At 71.3% G+C, this 17,988-nt stretch carries 14 protein-coding genes and 2 pseudogenes; 11 read left to right on the forward strand and 5 right to left on the reverse strand.

From position 1 onward, the window contains the following. The first annotated feature begins 113 nt into the window (after positions 1-113). The 5 genes from ACIP94_RS34975 (at position 114) to ACIP94_RS34995 (ending at position 7,382) form a co-directional block, all read left to right on the forward strand. Positions 114-827, forward strand: coding sequence for a FadR/GntR family transcriptional regulator (locus tag ACIP94_RS34975; protein WP_402434976.1), 714 nt, complete (start codon positions 114-116; stop codon positions 825-827). A 1-nt stretch (position 828) separates the two neighbouring features. Beyond that, positions 829-1,662, forward strand: coding sequence for a sterol desaturase family protein (locus tag ACIP94_RS34980; RefSeq protein WP_402434979.1), 834 nt, complete (start codon positions 829-831; stop codon positions 1,660-1,662). Between the two features lie 220 nt (positions 1,663-1,882). Beyond that, a complete protein-coding gene (locus tag ACIP94_RS34985) occupies positions 1,883-2,248 on the forward strand; it encodes a hypothetical protein (RefSeq protein WP_402434982.1) in 366 nt (121 codons plus the stop codon). Between the two features lie 152 nt (positions 2,249-2,400). Next, positions 2,401-6,291: a helix-turn-helix domain-containing protein gene (locus ACIP94_RS34990; RefSeq protein WP_402434986.1), complete on the forward strand. Its 3,891-nt coding sequence runs from the start codon at positions 2,401-2,403 to the stop codon at positions 6,289-6,291. Positions 6,292-6,500: 209 nt separating this feature from the next. After that, entirely contained in the window at positions 6,501-7,382 is an 882-nt protein-coding gene (locus ACIP94_RS34995) for an NlpC/P60 family protein (protein WP_402434991.1), read from the forward strand. 4 nt (positions 7,383-7,386) lie between these two features. Here ACIP94_RS34995 and ACIP94_RS35000 read toward each other — a convergent pair. Next, positions 7,387-7,554, reverse strand: a pseudogene (locus ACIP94_RS35000) (LysR family transcriptional regulator); the annotation flags it as partial. Positions 7,555-7,743: 189 nt separating this feature from the next. Here ACIP94_RS35000 and ACIP94_RS35005 point away from each other — a divergent pair. Both ACIP94_RS35005 and ACIP94_RS35010 read left to right on the forward strand, forming a co-directional pair. Beyond that, positions 7,744-8,637: a ketopantoate reductase family protein gene (locus tag ACIP94_RS35005; RefSeq protein ID WP_402434994.1), complete on the forward strand. Its 894-nt coding sequence runs from the start codon at positions 7,744-7,746 to the stop codon at positions 8,635-8,637. After that, positions 8,528-8,995, forward strand: a complete 468-nt coding sequence (locus tag ACIP94_RS35010; RefSeq protein ID WP_402434997.1) for a DUF6817 domain-containing protein — start codon at positions 8,528-8,530, stop codon at positions 8,993-8,995. Before ACIP94_RS35005 ends, ACIP94_RS35010 begins: the two co-directional genes overlap by 110 nt. On the opposite strand, the gene tpg is transcribed toward ACIP94_RS35010, so the two are convergent. The 4 genes from tpg to ACIP94_RS35030 all read right to left on the reverse strand — a co-directional run bounded on the left by tpg (position 8,914) and on the right by ACIP94_RS35030 (position 13,388). Then, positions 8,914-9,468, reverse strand: a complete 555-nt coding sequence (gene tpg, locus ACIP94_RS35015) for a telomere-protecting terminal protein Tpg (RefSeq protein WP_402435000.1) — start codon at positions 9,466-9,468, stop codon at positions 8,914-8,916. The genes ACIP94_RS35010 and tpg overlap by 82 nt on opposite strands. A gap of 13 nt (positions 9,469-9,481) precedes the next feature. After that, a complete protein-coding gene (gene tap / locus ACIP94_RS35020; RefSeq protein WP_402435003.1) occupies positions 9,482-11,713 on the reverse strand; it encodes a telomere-associated protein Tap in 2,232 nt (743 codons plus the stop codon). 164 nt (positions 11,714-11,877) lie between these two features. Continuing rightward, positions 11,878-12,975 (reverse strand): magnesium/cobalt transporter CorA, encoded by a 1,098-nt coding sequence (gene corA / locus ACIP94_RS35025; RefSeq protein WP_402435006.1) that lies wholly within the window; start codon positions 12,973-12,975, stop codon positions 11,878-11,880. 269 nt (positions 12,976-13,244) lie between these two features. Next, the gene (locus ACIP94_RS35030) at positions 13,245-13,388 is read right to left on the reverse strand and encodes a hypothetical protein (RefSeq protein ID WP_402435009.1); all 144 of its coding nucleotides are present in this window, start codon (positions 13,386-13,388) and stop codon (positions 13,245-13,247) included. Positions 13,389-13,903: 515 nt separating this feature from the next. Between ACIP94_RS35030 and ACIP94_RS35035 the strand changes: the two genes are divergently transcribed. From ACIP94_RS35035 to ACIP94_RS35050, 4 genes and pseudogenes are all read left to right on the forward strand, one after another. Then, the gene (locus ACIP94_RS35035) at positions 13,904-15,268 is read left to right on the forward strand and encodes a glycoside hydrolase family 3 N-terminal domain-containing protein (protein WP_402435011.1); all 1,365 of its coding nucleotides are present in this window, start codon (positions 13,904-13,906) and stop codon (positions 15,266-15,268) included. 400 nt (positions 15,269-15,668) lie between these two features. After that, a complete protein-coding gene (locus tag ACIP94_RS35040; protein WP_402435014.1) occupies positions 15,669-16,238 on the forward strand; it encodes a carbonic anhydrase in 570 nt (189 codons plus the stop codon). Between the two features lie 125 nt (positions 16,239-16,363). Next, positions 16,364-16,654: pseudogene (locus tag ACIP94_RS35045) on the forward strand (alkaline phosphatase family protein); the annotation flags it as partial. A gap of 297 nt (positions 16,655-16,951) precedes the next feature. After that, entirely contained in the window at positions 16,952-17,491 is a 540-nt protein-coding gene (locus ACIP94_RS35050; RefSeq protein ID WP_402435017.1) for a GNAT family N-acetyltransferase, read from the forward strand. Positions 17,492-17,988 lie beyond the last annotated feature (497 nt).

The raw sequence follows: 17,988 nt of genomic DNA on the forward strand, positions 1-17,988 counted from the left end.
GGCGTCGAGGGGGCCCACCGGGGCCCGCGGATGAGCCGACGCCTGCCGGATCCGCCGAGAAAATCTGGTCCAACCAGTTGACCACTGACCTCGGCCTGTCCACTCTGATCGCCATGACCGAGCGACACATCCGGCGTGAAGCGGTCTCCGACCAGCTCTTCGCCGTGCTGCGCGACAGGATCCTGGACGGTGAACTGCCGCCCTGTTCCGCGCTCACCGCCGAACGGGAACTGGCGGCCGAGTTCGGTGTGAACCGTCATGCCGTCCGTGAGGCCGTCAAACGGCTCCAGCAGGCCCGGCTCGTCGAGGTCAGCCACGGCGGCCGCACCCTCGTCCAGGACTGGCGGCGCACCGCCGGCCTGGACCTGGCCGTGGGGATCGCCGCGGCCGACGGCGGCCCCTCGGTGGCGGACCTCGCCCGGGACGCCCTGGAGATGCGGGCGTGCATCGGTGCGGACGCGGCCAGGTTGTGCGCGATCCGATGTTCCGAGCAGGCCGCCGCGGAGATCGTCGAGGCCACCGGCCACTACACGCGGAGCGGGCCGGACCTGGCGGAGCTCGGCGCGGCGAACATCGCCTGGTGGCGGCTGATCGTGGAGGGTTCGGGCAACATGGCCTATCTGCTGGCGTTCAACAGCCTGGTGGGCGGGACCCTCCCGGTCGCCGCCGTGCCCGATGATCTGCGGACGGCCGAACTCCTCGACATCGACGCCCATCTGCGGCTCGCGGCGCACATCGCCGCACGTGAGCCCGAGGCCGCCGAACTCCTGGCGCGCGAGCTGCTGTCCCGCAGCGTGCCCTCGGTGCACCGGAAGGCGGTGCGCTGACATGATCCCGGCCGTGGTCTACGCGATACCGGCGTTCGTACTCCTGGTCGTCGTCGAGGCTTTCTCCTACCGCTTCCTCCCGGATGACGACGGGCGCGGCTACGCGGTGCGCGACACCGTGACGAGCATGTCCATGGGCGTCGGCAGCCAGGTCATCGCACTGCCGTGGAAGGCGGTGACGGTCGTCATGTACGCGGCTCTCTTCACCGTCTCGCCATGGCACCTCCCGCCTGCCTCCGGCTGGACGTGGGTGCTGCTGTTCTTCGCCGAGGACCTCGCGTACTACGCCTTCCATCGCGCCCATCACCGGGTGCGGGTGCTGTGGGCGAGCCATGTGGTCCACCACTCCAGCCTTCACTTCAATCTGTCCACGGCTCTCAGGCAGAGCTGGACGCCGATGACGGCCCTGCCGTTCTGGCTGCCGCTTGCGCTGGTCGGCATTCCGCCCTGGATGATCCTGCTCGAGCAGTCCGTCAGTCTGATCTACCAGTTCTTCCTGCACACCGAACGGGTGGACAAGCTGTGGCGGCCGGTGGAGTGGGTTTTCAACACCCCCTCCCACCACCGCGTGCACCACGGGTCGAACCGCGTCTATCTGGACCGCAATTACGGCGGGATCCTCATCGTCTGGGACCGGCTCTTCCGCACCTTCGAGCCCGAGGGCGAGCGGGCGGTGTACGGGCTGACGAGGAACATCGACACCTACAACCCGCTGCGGGTCGCTTTTCACGAGTACGCGGCCGCCTGGCGCGACGTCCGTGGGGCGCGGCGCTGGCGCGACCGGGCCGGGTATCTGTTCGGTCCGCCCGGCTGGTCGCCCAGGGCTGAGGGGTGAGGCGCCGCCGCGGCACCCGAGGCGGTGCGGGGCCGGCCGGCGAACGTCATTGCCGCCTCGGGCCTCCCTCCGAAAGTCCTTGAGCCCGGCGGTTTCCCTGCCGCCCGAATCATCGGGCAACGGGAAACCCGTCGACCGCGCGGTGCCGCGTGCCCAGGCTGGAGCCGTCAGCACCAAGCACGTCCTGCGCTCCGCGGGACACCGCAAGAGGGGAACAACCATGCGCAGCATCTTCCGCGGCGCCGCCGCGTTCGCGACCGCCGCTGCCGCCGTGGTGGCACTGGGCGGAGCGGCCCAGGCCAAGCCGGCGGCTGACTGGGCCGGCTGCCCGTCCGGCGCGGTCTGCGTCTACCCGCAGAACCAGAATCCGGCCGTATCGCCCAGCCAGGTCTTCTACAGCTACGGCCCCCACAACCTGAGCAACCAGTACGGATGGCACTGGGTCCTCAACAACCAGTACGGCGGCGCGACCGCCAGCCTGTGCACGGGTTCCGACGGCAAGGGCTGCGGAGCCTCGTTCGCCCAGCAGACGGGTGTGTGGGCCGACCTCACGCCGATCAACTCCATCACGCTCAACCGGCCCTGACCGGCCACGCACACGCGCTTCCGGAACCGCCCCGTCCAGGGTGGTTCCGGAAGCGCGTGTTTGCGCCACTTACGAGTGAAGCGCTTCGCCTCGCATCCCGCCCGGAACGTAGTCTGGGCACCCGCCGTCTCACGGCAAGGGCACGGGATGCCATGGGGGACGCCTTGAGGGAGCCACAGCAGGCAGCACACGATCACGACGGCAACGAACCGGAAGGGCCGGGGGCGACGGCCCCGGCCTTCGCCGTCCGGCTGAGACGGTTGAGACGGCAACGCGGGCTGTCTCTGGCTGATCTGGCCCGACAGACCCACTACAGCAAGGGCTACCTGAGCAAGATCGAGACGGGTGCGAAGCCTCCGACCGTCGATGTCGCCCGCCGCTGTGACCGTATCCTCGCCGCCGAGGGCGAGTTGCTCGCCCTGGCGGAGGCGGCGTCCGCCCGGGGGCAGATCCATGACAACGATATCGGCGCCCCCGCCTGCCCCTATCGCGGACTGTCGGCGTTCACCGCACAGGACGCCGAGTGGTTCTTCGGCAGGGAACGCGCGACCGCCGCGCTCGTCGAGCGGCTCTTCCAGCGCATCGGCATCGGGCCGCTGATGCTGATGGCCCCCTCGGGTGCGGGCAAGTCCTCTCTGCTCAGTGCCGGGCTGGTGCCCGCTCTCGGGCGCCCCGGCCGTTTTCCGATGCCGGGCGCGGACCGCTGGCCGGTGGTCTCCCTCACGCCCACCGCACGCCCCTTGGAGGAGTTGCTGGAGCGCACGGCAAAGACGCTGGGCTGTGATCTGCGCCTGAGCCTTCCCGAACTCCGCGCCCGACCCCGGGCGCTGTTGGAGGCGGTCCACCGGATGACGGACGCGGGGCGGCCGGAGGCCGACGTCGACGGCCGCAGGCCGGCGCCGGTGTGCCCGGTGCTGCTCGTGGACCAGTTCGAGGAGCTGTTCACCCTCTGTACGGACGAGGGCGAACGCCGCGCCTACACCCGGGTGCTGTGCGCACTGGCCACGTCCCCACCCTCCGAGCAGGCGTACGACCCTGCCGTGGTGGTGCTCGGGCTGCGGGCGGACTTCTCCGGACGGTGCCTGGAACTGCCGGAACTCGCCCCGGTGTTCACCGACGGGCTGTTCGCGCTGCCCCCGATGTCGGTCGCGGAGCTGCGCGAGTCGATCACCCGGCCCGCGGAACTCGCGGGCGTCACGCTCGAACCCGGGTTGGTGCCGCTGCTGCTGAGCGACGCCGGGCTGCGCGAAGAGCCCGATACGGCCGACCACGGCGGCGCTGGGGTCCAGGAGACGCCGTCCGGGTTGCTCCCCCTGGTGTCCCATGCACTGCTGGCCACCTGGCAGCACCGGGAGCGGTCCACGTTGACCGTCGCCGGGTACGAACGCGCGGGCGGCATCCGGGGTGCGGTCGCCCGCACCGCCGAGGATGTGTTCGCCCGGTTGCATCCGGCCGAGCAGAGGACGATCCGGCGTGTCCTGTCCCGGCTGGTGCACGTCTCCAAGGACACCAGCGCCACCCGGCGCCGTACGAGCCGTACCGTTCTGATGGAGCAGCTCGGCGACACGGACGATGTCGCCGCGGCGCTCGACGCCTTCGTACGGGCGCGGCTGATCACCGTGGACCACGACATGGTCGAGATCACCCACGAGGCACTGCTGCACGCCTGGCCACGGTTGCGCGACTGGATCCACGCGGACCGGGCCGGCCTCCTGATCCACCAGCAGCTCGCCCATGCCGCCGCGGACTGGGAGCGGGAGGGCTGCGACGCCTCCGCCCTGTACCGGGGCACCCGGCTGGAGACGGCACGCTCCTGGGCCGATGAACTGGACGGCTCGATCCGCCTCAGCCGGGGAGAAAAGGCGTTTCTGCAGGCGAGTTGCGCCGAGGAGAAGGCACGGCAGCGGCGGTCCCGGCGTCAGGAACGGCTGCGCGACGCCATGCTCGCCACGCTCGTCGCCCTGCTCGGTCTCGCCCTGGCCGCGGGCGGCCTGGCCTATCGGCAGCGCACGGCAGCGCTGGAGCAGGAGCATGTCTCCCGCTCCCAGGCCCTCGCCCTGCAGTCCACCTCGCTGGCCGGCGGCCGGCCCGAGGCCTCGATGGTGCTGGCGGTGGCGGCCTACCGGGCCCGCGCCACGGCCGAGGCACGCGGTGCCCTGCTGAGCACCCAGGCCCAGCCGTTCGCCGGCCGGCTCGGCGGCCACCGAGGACCGGTCAACGCCCTCGCCTTCTCGCCGGACGGCCGGCTGCTGGCAACGGCGAGTTCCGACGGAACCGTGAAGCTGCGGCGCTTGTCCGACCACCGCACCGTCGCCACGCTCACCTTGCCCGGGCGGGTACGCTCGGTCGCCTTCAGCCCCGACGGCCGTAGCCTCGCGGCCGGTTCGACAGGCGGCCCGGTGCGGTTATGGCTCACGGGCGGCCGACGGACACAGACCGTGCTGCCCGAACGGACCGCGGGCGCCCGAGCGGTGGCCTTCGACCCCCGCGGCCATACGCTCGCCGTCGCGGGCGGCGACGGTACGGTGCAGTTGTGGGACACCGGCCCCGGCCACCGGGCCCGTGCGGTGCTCAGCGGTCACTCCGGGACCGTCACCGCGCTGTCGTACTCCCCTGACGGCCGGACGCTGGCCTCGGCCGGCTCCGACCGCACCGTACGGCTGTGGAGCACCGACGCGGCGCGCCCCGTCGCCGAACTGCGCGGCCACACCGACGAGGTGCTGGGCGTGGCGTTCTCACCGGACGGGCACAGCCTGGCCTCGGGAGGCGTGGACCGGACCGTGCGGCTCTGGGACGTGGCCGCGCACCGGCCGACCGCGACACTGACCGGACACGGTGACGACGTCAATGGCGTCGCCTGGACACCCGATGGTGCGAGTGTCGTCAGCGCGGGGGGCGACGGCACGACCCGGCTGTGGGACGTGCGCAGCGGACGGCCGACCGCAACGCTGGCCGGGCACACGGACTACGTGCTCGGTGTGGCGGTGAACGGCGGCGGGACCCTGCTGGCCACCGCGGGCTTCGACCAGTCCGTCGTACTGTGGGACCTCAGGGGCCGCGCGCTCGCCGCACCGCCGTTCACCGAGGTCTCGCACGCCGCCTACAGCCCGGACGGGAAGCTGCTGGCCACCGCCGACACCGATCACACGGTACGGCTGTGGGACGTGGCCCCGCGACGGCCGCTGGCCACCCTGACCGGCCATCGCGAGAGCGTGGTCTCGGTGGCCTTCGCTCCTGACGGCCGCACGCTGGGGTCGGCGGGATCCGACGGCACCGTACGCCTGTGGGACGTTGCGACCCGCCGCCCGCTCGCCGTGCTCGAAGGCCACCACGGAAGCGTGTTCGCGGTGGCGTTCGCTCCCGACGGCCGCACGCTGGCGTCGGGAGGATCCGACGGCACCGTACGCCTGTGGGACGTTGCGACCCGCCGCCCGCTCGCCGTGCTCACCGGGCACACCGACTTCGTCAACGACGTGGTCTTCAGTCCCGACGGACGCACCCTCGCCAGCGCCGGCGACGATCTGACCGTACGGCTGTGGGATGTGGCCACCCACCGCCCCACCGCCACACTCACCGGCCACACCGGTGCGGTGCGCGCGGTGGCCTACAGCCCCGACGGGCGCACGCTGGCCAGCGGAGGCAACGACGGCACCGTACGCCTGTGGGACCTCAGCCGGAACCGACCGGAGGCCTCCCTGACCGGCCATGCCGGGGCGGTGCGGGGCATCGCCTTCTCACCGGACGGCCGTCTGCTGGCGAGCAGCGGCAGCGACCGGACGGTGCGGCTGTGGGACGTACGGGGGCGACGCGCCTGGGCCGCCCTGACCGGACACACCAACGCGGTGTGGGGCGTGGTCTTCTCCCCGGACGGGCGGACGGTGGCCAGCAGCAGCAACGACGGCACCGTCCGGCTGTGGGACCTGGACCTCTCCGCGCGGCTGGCACAGGTCTGCCGACTGCTCGAGTCCGCCGGCCGCAACGCGACCGTGGGGCTCACCCCCGGTGCCGGCGTGTCCGTCGCGCAGGCCTGCGGCCGCACTTGAGCCCGCGACCGCCGTGCCGGGCGGGGGTTTCCCAAGGGTTTCCCGTCGCCCTCCCGAAGAGGGTGCCGCGCCGGCGTCGACCGGCCCTGCGGCCGATCGGCAGCCTGGACACCGAGCGGCGCCCGCACACCGGCGCTGCGGCGTCCTTCGCCGCGGCGGGGAACCGCTGACGACCACTGCACATCCACGACAGGAACGGGGGTACCGGCATGCGCGACAGGACCGGTCTCATCGGCGCCGTCATCGGCGTACTCACCCTGATCACCTGGGCGTCCGCCTCCTCGGCGGATGCGGCCGAGCGGACGCCCACCACCATCACCGCACCGCACGACGACGAAAGGTGCGCCGTCCTCGCGCCGGGCGCCTCCGCGGGGGCCGAGCAGGCGATCGCCGCGGCCTGCGCCCAGGTGGCGGCGGGGGTCTGGTACACCTGGGGTGGCGGCCACGGCACGCGGCCGGGCGCCACCTACGGTCAGGTCGACCCGACCGACCCGGCCAGCGAACACGATCCCGAACGGCTCGGCTTCGACTGCTCGGGGCTGGTGCGCTACGCCTACGCGCAGGCCGCCGGGTCCGACATCCTCAACGGCGACGCCGGCGCCCAGTACTACACGGCCCGCGCCGCCTCCCGCTTCACGGCCGCTCAGGGTCTCGCCCCGCTGCTGCCCGGCGACCTGCTCGCCTGGGGCACCTCACAGGACCTGCACCACATCGCGATCTACCTGGGCGCGGGCAAGATGGTCGAGGCACGGCAGTCGGGCACCAAGCTGATGGTCAGTGACGTCCGCCTCGGCGGCGACTACTTCGGCGCGCTGCGCGTCAACACCGGTGCGGTGACCGGGCATGTGTTCCATACCTGGGGCACCGGTGTCTGGACAAAGGCCCAGCCGTCCACAAAGGCGGCACGGGTGTACGCCTTCCCGGGCCCGACCACGATCCGGGTCGAGTGCCAGAAGCACGCGGAAGTCGTCACCGCCGACGGATACACCAACGACGCCTGGTCCTATCTCCCCGACTACCGGGCCTGGGTCACCAACATCTACATCCAGGGCCCGGCCTGGCTCGACGACGTGCCCACCTGCACGTCCTGACCTCTGGCGCGACCCGTGGTCGGCGCTCGAGCAGGCTGAGGCCGATTTCCCGCTCAAGCCGCTTCACGTGCTGACCGATCGCGGACTGCGTGCAGGTCAGGTCGCGGGCGGCGGCGCTCAGTGAGCCGGTCCGGCAGACCACGGCGAGAACGCGGAGATCGTCGAGTGTCACGAGCCCCCAAGGCATTGCCTGGGGGCTCCCCAGCAGACACCTGCATTGACTTGGGCTTCAGGGGTGCTTGATCATCGGTCCAGGGCCCAGGGCGGCAACCCGCCCCGAGCTTCCACCGCGGTCCGGACCCACGGACGCAGGGCGGGTGCCGACCCACAACACATCGTTCTCCCAAGGACAGGAGCCCACGTGACCACTTCCCCTCTGACGGTGGCCGTCCTCGGTCCGGGCGGCATCGGCGGTCTGGTCGGCGGTCTGCTCGCCCGCGACGGGCACCGCGTCCTCTGCCTGGCCGGCGAGGAGACCGCAGCCGTGCTGCGCCGGGACGGCCTGCGTGTCGAGAGCACGCGGTACGGTGACTTCACCGCGGCGGTGGAGGCCGACACCCGGCTGCGCGAGCCGGTGGATGTGCTGTTCGTGACCGTCAAGCAGACCGCCCTCGCGACGGCGCTCGACCGCGTGCCGCCCCATGTGCTCGGCGACGCCGTCGTGGTTCCGCTGCTCAACGGACTCGACCACCTCGCCGTGATCCGCGGGCGCTACCCGACGGGCCGGGTCGTCGCCGGGACGATCCGAGTCGAGGCCACCCGCGTCTCCCCTGGGCGCATCGTCCACACCAGCCCGTTCGCCGACATCGAACTGGCCGCTCCGGCAGCCGAGTTGGCTGACCGGCTGCGTCAAGCCGGCCTCGGTGTCTGCCTGCGCGACGACGAGGACGCGATGCTCTGGGACAAGCTCGCCTTCCTCGCTCCCTTCGCCCTGCTGACCACCTCCCACCGGACGGATGTCGGCACCGTCCGCACCGAGCACCGACCGGAACTGCTCGCCGTCCTCGACGAGATCACCACCGTGGCGCGGGCCGCGGGCGCGGCCGCGACCACCGACGCCGTGCTCTCCTTCTTCGACCGTGCCCCGCAGACGATGAAGTCCTCGATGCAGCGCGACGCCGAGGCAGGACGCCCGCTCGAACTCGATGCCATCGGCGGAGCCGTCCTGCGGGCCGCGGCCGCTCACGGCGTCGGCACCCCGGTCACGGCCCGCCTCGTGGCCCAGGTGGCCCGCGCGGTGCATCAGCAGGTGTGATGCAGCGCCCATCCCCCACCGGCGGACACTCCCCCGCAGGCGGCCCCGGCCGCGCGACGGACCGGCCAAAGATCACAGGGTTCCCGGCCGCCCGAGGCGCGGACCGGATGCCGCATCCGGAGGAACGCTCCTGGAACACCTGGTCCGTGTGGCGCGGCTGTTGAGCCGGTGGGGCGCGGAGCCGGACGTGCGGGTCGCCGGTCTGTGTCACGTCTCGTACGCAACCGCCGGGTTCGATCGGGCCTCCTGGACGTGGCAAGCTCCGTCGCGGTGTGCCTACAGGTCGAACTCCACCTGCTCCACATCGGTGAACTCCACCAGCAGGCCCTGGGCCCGGCGCCCTTGGTCCTTGAAGTAGATCTCCTGGAGGCCCTCGGCCGCGATGTCCCGCAGTTGCTGCTCGGTGCCGCCGGCGTCCTTCGTCTCGAAGAGGCGGGCGGCGTACTGCGGGGGCAGCGCGACGGTGAGGTGGCGCAGCCGGGCGTCGTCGGTGCTGCCGGGGGCGGCGGTGTACCCGAACCGGGCGCGAGTGTCGATCACGATGCCGCCGGTGGTGGCGGCGTCCTGCTTGGCCTTGGCGCGGATCTGCGGCTGCCACCGCTTCCTGACCTCACGCTCTATGCGCTGCGCCAACTCCGGCCGCGGCCTTTTGATCTGGTCCTTCACATACCGCTCGACGGTTCGCTGGGTGATGCCGAGCAGCTCGGCCACCGCCCTGGTGCCCTTGAGCTGTCTGACCAGGTACCGCATCTGCGCGCCCGCCCTTTTGGGGATCGGACGGGTGAACGCCTTCTCCAGTACGGCGTCGAGGCCGTCCCCGACCCTGTCCATCGGCCCTCGTCTCCTACTCTCCGTCGTCCTTGGCGGTGACCTCGCCTGTCTTGATGTAGCGGGCGAGGTTGAGGGCCTGGCCGTACCGCTCGCGCACTTCCTCCGCCCACAGGGTGGTCTGAGTACCCTCGTGCTTGACCATCCCCGGCGACACCCCCAGCCGGAAGGAGCCGGGCACCGTCCTGCCGTCGGCGTCGTACGGCAGGACGTCCAGCGGGGACGGCCCGTCGGCGGCGTACACGGCGCAGTCCGAGAGGATCGCCACCGGGTAGCGGCCGGTGGCCGCGGCGAGGGCCAGCATCTTGCGGTGCATGTTGATGCGGGCCCGGGAGATGACGACGGCACGGATGTCCGGCCGCCACGTGGGCCGCGCGAGGGCCGGCCACGCCTGGCCCGGCTTCCAGCCGCCACCGCGCGCCCGCTCGCGCAGTTTGCCGATGCCGCCCTTCACCGTGGACTTGATGGCGTCCAGCACGATCGCCGTTTCCGGATCACGCTGCTTGCAGCCGTCCATCGCCTCGAGGAACTGCCGCGGGGGCAGCGACTCGTCCACACCCAGATCCCGCATGGTGTCGACGTAGGCGTTGCGCAGTCGCTTGTACCAGCCGTCCAGGAACCTGCCCTTCTCGCCCCGCACCCAGGCCTCTATCGGGGCGACCTCGTAGCCGAGTTCCACCGCGTACGCCACCGTCGGGGTCGCGTACCAGGCGGGACCCGTCGGGCGCTCGCCGGTCGGTGTGAACGGGCTGGGCAGCAGAGCGCCTTCCAGGTGCCGCCACTGTTTTCCGACCAGGACATGGGAGAGGTCGACGTGGGAGAGGTCGACCAGCCATGCCCCGGGCAGCGTCGGGTCGAAGGCGGGGTGGGTGACGTGCTCGGGCGGAGTCGCCAACCCGACGACCGCGCCGTTGGCGGCCGCGCCGAAGGCGAGGTTGACGTCGATGCCGACCAGGCACCGCTTCATACACTCCGCGTCGGTCAGCTCCCGTGCCCAGTCGTACGCCTCCTCGCACAGCATCTGAGCGGGTCCCCGCTGGTGGAAGCGGGGCAGGTCGGCGAGCAGCGGGTGTCCGTCGGGTGCCTCGCACGGCGCGCAGTCGATCGGGTGCTCGCCCAGTGAGCCAGGCCGATGTTCCTTGTGCCGCTTGCCGCTCGCGTCCGGCTCACTCGCACGGGTCGGCGGGTTGAGGGCGGTCATCAGTTCCAGGCCGGTGACTGCCGTGGAGCCCCGCGGCGTCATCACCCGGGTCGCGTAGGTACCCAGCAGCCGGGCGAGTTCCGCCGGCTCGAGCTGTGCGGCATGGCCCCAGGTGCGGGCGTCGAGCGCGTTCCACGACGCGATGCACAGTTGCACACACTGCCGCTCCCGTCCCTGGGCGGGGCGGTAGATCCTCGCCCACGGCCCGAACCCGCGCCTCGTGAGCTGCCAGCCGGCGCGGTCGAGCTGCTTGAGGACCTTGTGCCCGTCCGGGAGTCGCCCGGCGAGCCGCTCGGACTCCGACAGCTCGGTCGAGAGCCCGTATCGCTCGCACGCGGCGGCGGTGAGCACGAGCAGCGGGTCGGCGTCCTTGCCGGAGCCGTGCAGCTTGTCGGCCCCCAGTCGTGCCTCCTTCAGCGTCCACTCCACCAGCGCGGGCAGCGACTTGGCGGGTACGTCCAGAACCAGGCCGCCGATGCCGTAGCCGGTGACCTGGCGGTCGTCATCGACGTCGACCACGAGCAGTGGCCCGTTGCCGAACCGGTCACTTCCAGCCGACGAGGCCTTCGCGGAGGCCGTCTGCTCTCGGGCCGGGCAGCGCGGCGTCGACGACGGCCCGGCGGCGACCGCCGGACCCGACACGCCGGCGCGAGCGACGGCGCGGGGTGCGGTGGTCCTCGAAGGAGCCGTGGCCGCAGCCTCGGGCGCCCGATCGCGGGGCACGGTCCGCGCTTGCGCCGCCGGAGCGGGCGTGCGGTCCGGCGTCTCGGGCGCCGCACCGGTGGCGGTCGCCGCGGTCTCGGCCGGGGCGGGGTACAGCGTGGCGAGTTGCTGGAGCAGTCGCGCGTAGGCCTCCCGCTCCGGCGGCCGCGGTTCGGTCTTGCCGGACTCCCAGCCGGACACCGTCGCCCGGCGCACCTTGAGTGCCCCGGCCACCTCGTCGAGCGTCAGCCCATGGGCCTGGCGCAGCCGCTTGCGCTCCTCCGGCGGCGGCAACGGGGACCGGGACGCGACCAGCGCGTCGACCGCGTCGAACAACTCGGACATCAACACCTCCTGACGGCATCCTACTTCGTCAGGCGTACCGATCGCGTACGTTCGTCGTACGTTTCGCGTACGAACGCTTCAGGAGGGGCAGAGAGGCGACGGCATCGGTTCCGGCAGGCGGCCGCTTGCCCCGCCGCGAAGCGGGGGTACCCCGGCCCCACCGATCACAGCCAGCCGTTGCGCTTGAACCCGCGGTAGATGACGGCACAGATCACGATGATCACGCTCAGCGCGAGGGGGTAGCCGTAGCGCCAGTGCAGCTCGGGCATGTGCTCGAAGTTCATGCCGTACATGCCGGTGACCATGGTGGGTACGGCGATGACCGCCGCCCAGGCCGTGATCTTGCGGGCGTCGTCGTTCTGGGCGACGGCGACCTGCGCGAGGTGGGCCTGGAGAATGGAGTCCAGCAGGGCGTCGAAGCCGGTGATCTGCTCGGTGACGCGATCGAGGTGGTCGGCGACGTCGCGGAAGTACGCCCGTATCTCCGCGTCGATGGTGCGCGGCGGAGTCGTGGAGAGCACTTCCAGGGGGCGACCGAGGGGGACCACCGCCCGCCTCAGTTCCAGGAGTTCGCGCTTGAGCTGGTAGATGCGGCCGGCGTCCGCGGTCTTGGTGCCCTTCGGCGAGAAGACCTCGGTCTCGACCTCGTCGATGTCCTCCTGGACGGCGTCGGCGACGCCCACGTAGTCGTCGACGACGTGGTCCGCGATCGCGTGCAGCACCGCTGAGGGGCCTTTGGTGAGTTGCTCGGGTGCGGCCTCCAGGTCCTCCCGCAGGGGGCCGAGGGAGCCGTGGCGGCCGTGGCGGACGGTGACGACGAAGTCGGGGCCGGTGAAGACCATGATCTCGCCCGTGTCGACGACCTCGCTGGTCGCGGTGAGCCGCTCGTGCTCGACGTAGGTGACCGTCTTGAAGACGGCGAACAGCACGTCGTCGTACTGCTCCAACTTGGGCCGCTGATGGGCCTGTACGGCGTCCTCGACGGCGAGCGGGTGCAGGCCGAACAGCTCGGCGACGCGCGCGAACTCCGCTTCGGTGGGCTCGTGCAGGCCGAGCCAGACGAAGCCGTCACCGTGTTCGCGGACCCGGGCGACGGACTGCTCCACGGTGGGGGCGGTCTCCTGGCGGACGCCGTCGCGGTAGATGACGCAGTTGACGACGGCCGAGCCGAGCGGGGAGCGGGCGGGATGACTGAGGTCCACGCGACGGCGGTTGCGACGCGTCAGGCTGGCCACTTTGCGCAGGTTGCCGACCATTGACATGCAGGTACTCTCCTTCGCCGGGTCCGCGCAGTGTGCCAGGGGTGGGTAAGGGCCGGGTCAAAGCGGGTGGCTGCGGTGTTGACGGTGCCGACGACGGTCCGGACGCGGGTCGGGACCGTCATGCCGTCATGGCTCACCCCCCTGACGGCGGGAGGCGTCGTCCATACCGCCGGTTGCCGTATGTGCATGGAAGCGCAAGTAGCGCCATGGGACGAGGAGCGGGCCGGGCGGTCGGTCGTGGCGCTCGAGGCGGCGGCCGACCCGTCGGGCTACCGGCTGCTGTGGGCATCGAGCGAGCGCGAGCTGCCGGTCAGCCGTCTGGCCGAGCCGATCGAGGCGTGTGTCGCGGCCGCCTCCCAGGACCTGGCGGAGCTGCGCGCGGCCGGACTGGTGACCTCTCGGCGGGAGGACACGTGCGTCCTCCACCAGGCCGCCGGTCCGCAGGTGCGGGCGCTGCCGGTCTTCCGCTTCCGCTTCTGCCGGAAAGCTTCCGCTTCCGTGGCGACGATGGCCGGGCTTCGGGCGGCCGCCGTCGTCTGCTTCGGTCGCTCGAGTGACGCTCTCGCCAGGGTTGCAAAGCCACCGACTAGTCCGCAGGATGGAGCCGAGCCGGCCAGCGGCCCGAAGGGAGCGGCTGCCGGCAAGCCAGGACTTTGGCAGATGGCAAACCTGACATGCGGCGCCATCCACCGGAACGGGCCCGGTGCGTCGGGAACTGGAGACGGACCGCCAGTCTCCCTCCCCTACGGCGTCCGCAGACCCCAGCCCCCCCCGTTTCATGGCACCGTCCGCACACAGATGGACGCGCCGAACACACGTACTCCGTGCGCGGTCGGGTGACACGGCCCCCCCGTTCAGCCCAACAGAAGCGACGCGAGTCTCGCCGCCCCGGACGGTCCGTGGTGCATCCACGACAGGAGAAGAATCGATGACGATACGCGCCCAGCGGCTCCGCAGACACCGTTCCACGGCTCTGCGTACCGCGGCCCCGCTGGTCTCCCTGGTGCTGGCCGCTTCCGCGTGCGGCGAAGCGGCCGCACGCGGGGGTGCCACCGATTCGATCAGAACCGCCCCGACAACCCATGGCGCGGCGGCCCCTTACGCCACCGGCTCCCTTCCCGGCAGCCCCGCCACCGGGGGTACGTCGGCCACCGCCCTCACTCCTTCGGCCGTCATCGCCGCGCCCGCCACCGCCTACACCGCTCCGGGTGCCGTGAGTCTTGCGCCGCCGCTCACCGCCGCCGCCTGCGTCGACAAGTACTTCTCCGCCATGACCCCCGCGCAACGGGTGGGACAGCTCATCATGGGCGGCATCTCCGCGGCTCGCCCCGACCAGGCTCAACTGCGTACCCTGCGGGCCAACCACGTGGGGTCCATCATGCTGACGGGACGCGGCACCGCCGGGACGCGGGCGACCAAAACCCTGGTAGACGGCGTCCAGAGCCAGGCGGACCAGGTCGGCGGGCAGCGCGTGGGAATGATCGTCGCCACCGACCAGGAGGGCGGCCAGGTGCAGGTGCTGAGCGGCCCCGGCTTCTCGACCATGCCCAACGGGCTGACCCAGGGCAGTTGGTCGACCACGACCCTGCGCAGCCGGGCGGCCGACTGGGCCAAGCAGTTGAAGGCTGCCGGGGTCAACCTCGACCTGGCTCCGGTCGCCGACGTCGTCCCGGCCGGCCTGGGCACCCGCAACGGCCCGATCGGCCACTTCTACCGTGAGTACGGCCACACCCCCGACGTCGTGAGTTCCCACAGCATTGCCTTCGCCAGTGGCTTCGCACAGTCGGGCGTCATGACCACGTTCAAGCACTTTCCGGGGCTGGGCCAGGTGCTCGGCAACACCGACACCACCGCGAACGTGCAGGACACGGTGACGAGCGCCGGCAGCTCGAGTCTCACACCGTTCCGGAACGGCATCCGCGCGGGTGCGCCGTTCGTGATGGTCTCGCTCGCCACATACACCAAGATCGACCCGCGGCACCTGGCGGCCTTCTCGCCGACCGTCATCGGTCAACTGCTGCGCACCCAGCTCGGCTTCAAGGGCGTGGTCATCTCGGACGATCTCGGCAACGCGGTGGCGGTACGGTCCTTCACTCCGGCCCAGCGCGCGGTGAACTTCCTTGCGGCGGGCGGAAACATGATCCTGACGGTGCGGCCGGACGTCGTACCGGCGATGACGCAGGCCATCCAGACCCGGATGCAGCAAGACGCCGGCTTCCGCGCCAAGGTCAACGACAGCGTACGCCGGATCCTCGCCGCCAAGCGCGACGCGGGCCTGCTCGTCTGCCGCTGAACGCCCACACCGGCCTGCGGCCTGCAAGAGCCGACCGGTTTCCTGCGGGCTGCGGGCGGCCGCGCATATGCGTTCGGCCCGAGCGACAGCTCACATCAGTCATGACGGCAACGCACCGCCATGTGCGGCTGCGGCGGGCGGGGCCCGTGCTCCCCTCCCCCAGGCGAACAGGGCCGGCAGAAGTCGGCCTGCCCACGGCGTATGGACGTAACCGACCGGCAAAGGAGAACGACCGATGGACAGTGCGGCACACCCCAGTCGGAGGACTCTGCTCGCCGGCGGGCTTGCGAGCGCCACGGTCCTGCTCACAAGTCGCTCGACGGTGAGGGCCGTACCGACGGCGGCAGGCCTTTCACCGAAAGCACGGCCGGCCTCGCCCGCCGCCGCGTTCACCAGACTGATGGACGGCAACGGGCGCTGGGTGAGCGGTGATCTTCAGCATCCCGACCGGGACCCGGACCGGCGTCAGCTCGTGGCGCAGGAGCAGGAGCCATTCGGGTCGATCCTTTCGTGCATCGACTCCCGTGTGCCGCCTGAACTGCTCTTCGACACGGGCCTCGGTGACCTCTATGTGATGCGCACGGGCGGCACGGCGGTCGGGCCGGTGGTCACCGGTTCTGTCGAGTACGGGCCCATGACGAGTGGCACTCCGCTCATCGTGGTCCTCGGACACCAACGCTGCGGCGCCATCAAGGCGGCGTACGACTCCTTTCGGGAAGGCAACTCGCTGCCGGGCAATCTGCAGGCGATCGTCAGGGCTCTGCGCCCGGCGTACCGGCAGGCGGTCCGGGAAGGGGGCGCCGACCCCGTCGAGACGATGGCCCGTGCCCAGGTCAAGTTGGCCGCGAAGGATCTGCGTTCGAACGAGGAGCTCGCGCCGCTGGTGGACAAGGGCGCCCTTGCCGTGGTCGGCGCCTACTACTCGCTCGACACCGGCAAGGTGGACGTCCTGGACGGCGCGCCCTCCTGACAACCACCCGGGGAGACGGACAGGTGTCCCGGGCCCGGTGAAAAGGGACCGGACCGCCTCTGTGTGCGCTCGGCTGTTCCACCTGCGCGCTCCGCCGAGCGCGGTCCTCGCCCAGCTCGACCGCACTCGGATTCCGGGTGCCCATGCTCGTGGTCTCACCCCGGAGCCGCGGCGGCTTGGTCAACTCCCAGGTCACCGACCACACGTCGGTCATCCAGTTCCTGGAGACCTGGACCACGGCACTCGGCACCCCCGCGCGCTGCGACAGCATGAGTGCCTGGCGCCGCAAGGTGACCGGGGACCCTGACTGCTTCGACTTCGCCTCTCCTCCCGTCTACGGGATGCCGTCCCTGGCCTCCACCAGTGCGGTCATCCTCCCCGCGCAAGAGCCCGGAACCAAGCCGGCCCGGGCGCTTGCCGTTCGACTACATAACGGGCGCCCCCAGCATCACCGGCTGAGCGATCGGTCCGCACCTCGCCCGGGGTGCGGACCGAAACGACTGTGGAGTGCCCAGACCGGACCCCGAAGACCTGCCGAGCTGACCCCCGGCGCCCGACTCGACCGCTCGGGCGCCACCCGCCGGGCCTCCGGACTCGACGCGGCAGGGCTCGTACGGCGCGAACCGAACCACGCGGACCGGCGCGCGACACTGCTCGCCCCACTCTGAGGAAAACGAATTGCCTCGAGGTCAGAACTGCCGTTGGCTGGGCGCATGGCTGTACTGCGCACCGACCGCCTCTCCCTCCGCCGATGGCGGGAGTCCGACCTTGAACCGTGGGCGTCGATGAATGCCGATCCCGAGGTCCGGGAGCACTTGGGCGACCTGCTCACCCGTGAGCAGAGCGATGCCTCGGTGGCACGGTTCCAGACCGAGTTCGACCGGCGAGGCTACGGGTGGTGGGCGGTTGAGGTACAGGCCACGGGCGAGTTCATCGGCTTCGCGGGCTTGGACCAGGTGGATGACGACATGCCGTTCACCGGAGTGGAGATCGGGTGGAGGCTTGCCCGCTCGGCCTGGGGCCAGGGCTACGCCACGGAGGCCGCACGGGCGGCCCTGGCCTACGGCTTCGACGTTCTTGAGCTTCCCGAGATCCTCGCCGTGACAACGGCCGCCAACCTCCGTTCACAGGCGGTGATGCGCCGGATCGGCATGACCCGGGACCCGGCCGACGACTTCGACGACCCCGCCGCGCCCGAGGGGCCACTGCGTCCCCACGTGCTGTACCGCATCTCCCGTCACACGACGATCTGACGCTCTCCGCCGCGTCGCCCTCACGACTGGTCGGCCGCACCAAGGTCAGGCGCAGAGGCCTGGCCGACCGCGACGAGCAGTTGGAGCGGCACCTCCTTGCGTCGCCAACGTGCGTGGTCGACGCGGGCTGGGTCGCCTGAGTGCCGGCCTGCGTGCCGCAGGGCGTGACAGTTCCGTGATATCCGTCACAGCGGACCGTGATCTATGCGGGCCGGATAGTAGATACAACCCAGCCGACATATGGAATTTGTCCGACTTGGTGTCGGCATATTGCAGGCCGAATCCGAAGGCATTGCGCTCGCTCGGGACTCTCACCCATTCCTCAGGGGGAGCGGTCTTCTGACGAGACAACAGGCCCACTCCACAGGTTCTCGGGCCGAAACAGCATGCCCTCACGCCCGCCGCAAGGGCTGTCCGGGCCTACTAGGCGAGGTAGTACGAAGGGCCTTTGCCCTCGGTGTGGCCCCGTCCTAAGAATCGACCGGCAGGGTGTCGCC

The organism is Streptomyces sp. NPDC093261 (genome assembly GCF_044753645.1).
GTDB lineage: Bacteria > Actinomycetota > Actinomycetes > Streptomycetales > Streptomycetaceae > Streptomyces.

Coding starts and splice junctions, on each gene's coding strand:
- ACIP94_RS34975 (WP_402434976.1), top strand. CDS start 114: ATGACCGAGCGACACATCCGGCGTGAAGCGGTCTCCGACCAGCTCTTC.
- ACIP94_RS34980 (WP_402434979.1), top strand. CDS start 829: ATGATCCCGGCCGTGGTCTACGCGATACCGGCGTTCGTACTCCTGGTC.
- ACIP94_RS34985 (WP_402434982.1), top strand. CDS start 1,883: ATGCGCAGCATCTTCCGCGGCGCCGCCGCGTTCGCGACCGCCGCTGCC.
- ACIP94_RS34990 (WP_402434986.1), top strand. CDS start 2,401: ATGGGGGACGCCTTGAGGGAGCCACAGCAGGCAGCACACGATCACGAC.
- ACIP94_RS34995 (WP_402434991.1), top strand. CDS start 6,501: ATGCGCGACAGGACCGGTCTCATCGGCGCCGTCATCGGCGTACTCACC.
- ACIP94_RS35010 (WP_402434997.1), top strand. CDS start 8,528: ATGCCATCGGCGGAGCCGTCCTGCGGGCCGCGGCCGCTCACGGCGTCG.
- tpg (WP_402435000.1), bottom strand. CDS start 9,468: ATGGACAGGGTCGGGGACGGCCTCGACGCCGTACTGGAGAAGGCGTTC.
- tap (WP_402435003.1), bottom strand. CDS start 11,713: ATGTCCGAGTTGTTCGACGCGGTCGACGCGCTGGTCGCGTCCCGGTCC.
- corA (WP_402435006.1), bottom strand. CDS start 12,975: ATGTCAATGGTCGGCAACCTGCGCAAAGTGGCCAGCCTGACGCGTCGC.
- ACIP94_RS35035 (WP_402435011.1), top strand. CDS start 13,904: ATGACGATACGCGCCCAGCGGCTCCGCAGACACCGTTCCACGGCTCTG.
- ACIP94_RS35040 (WP_402435014.1), top strand. CDS start 15,669: ATGGACGGCAACGGGCGCTGGGTGAGCGGTGATCTTCAGCATCCCGAC.
- ACIP94_RS35050 (WP_402435017.1), top strand. CDS start 16,952: ATGGCTGTACTGCGCACCGACCGCCTCTCCCTCCGCCGATGGCGGGAG.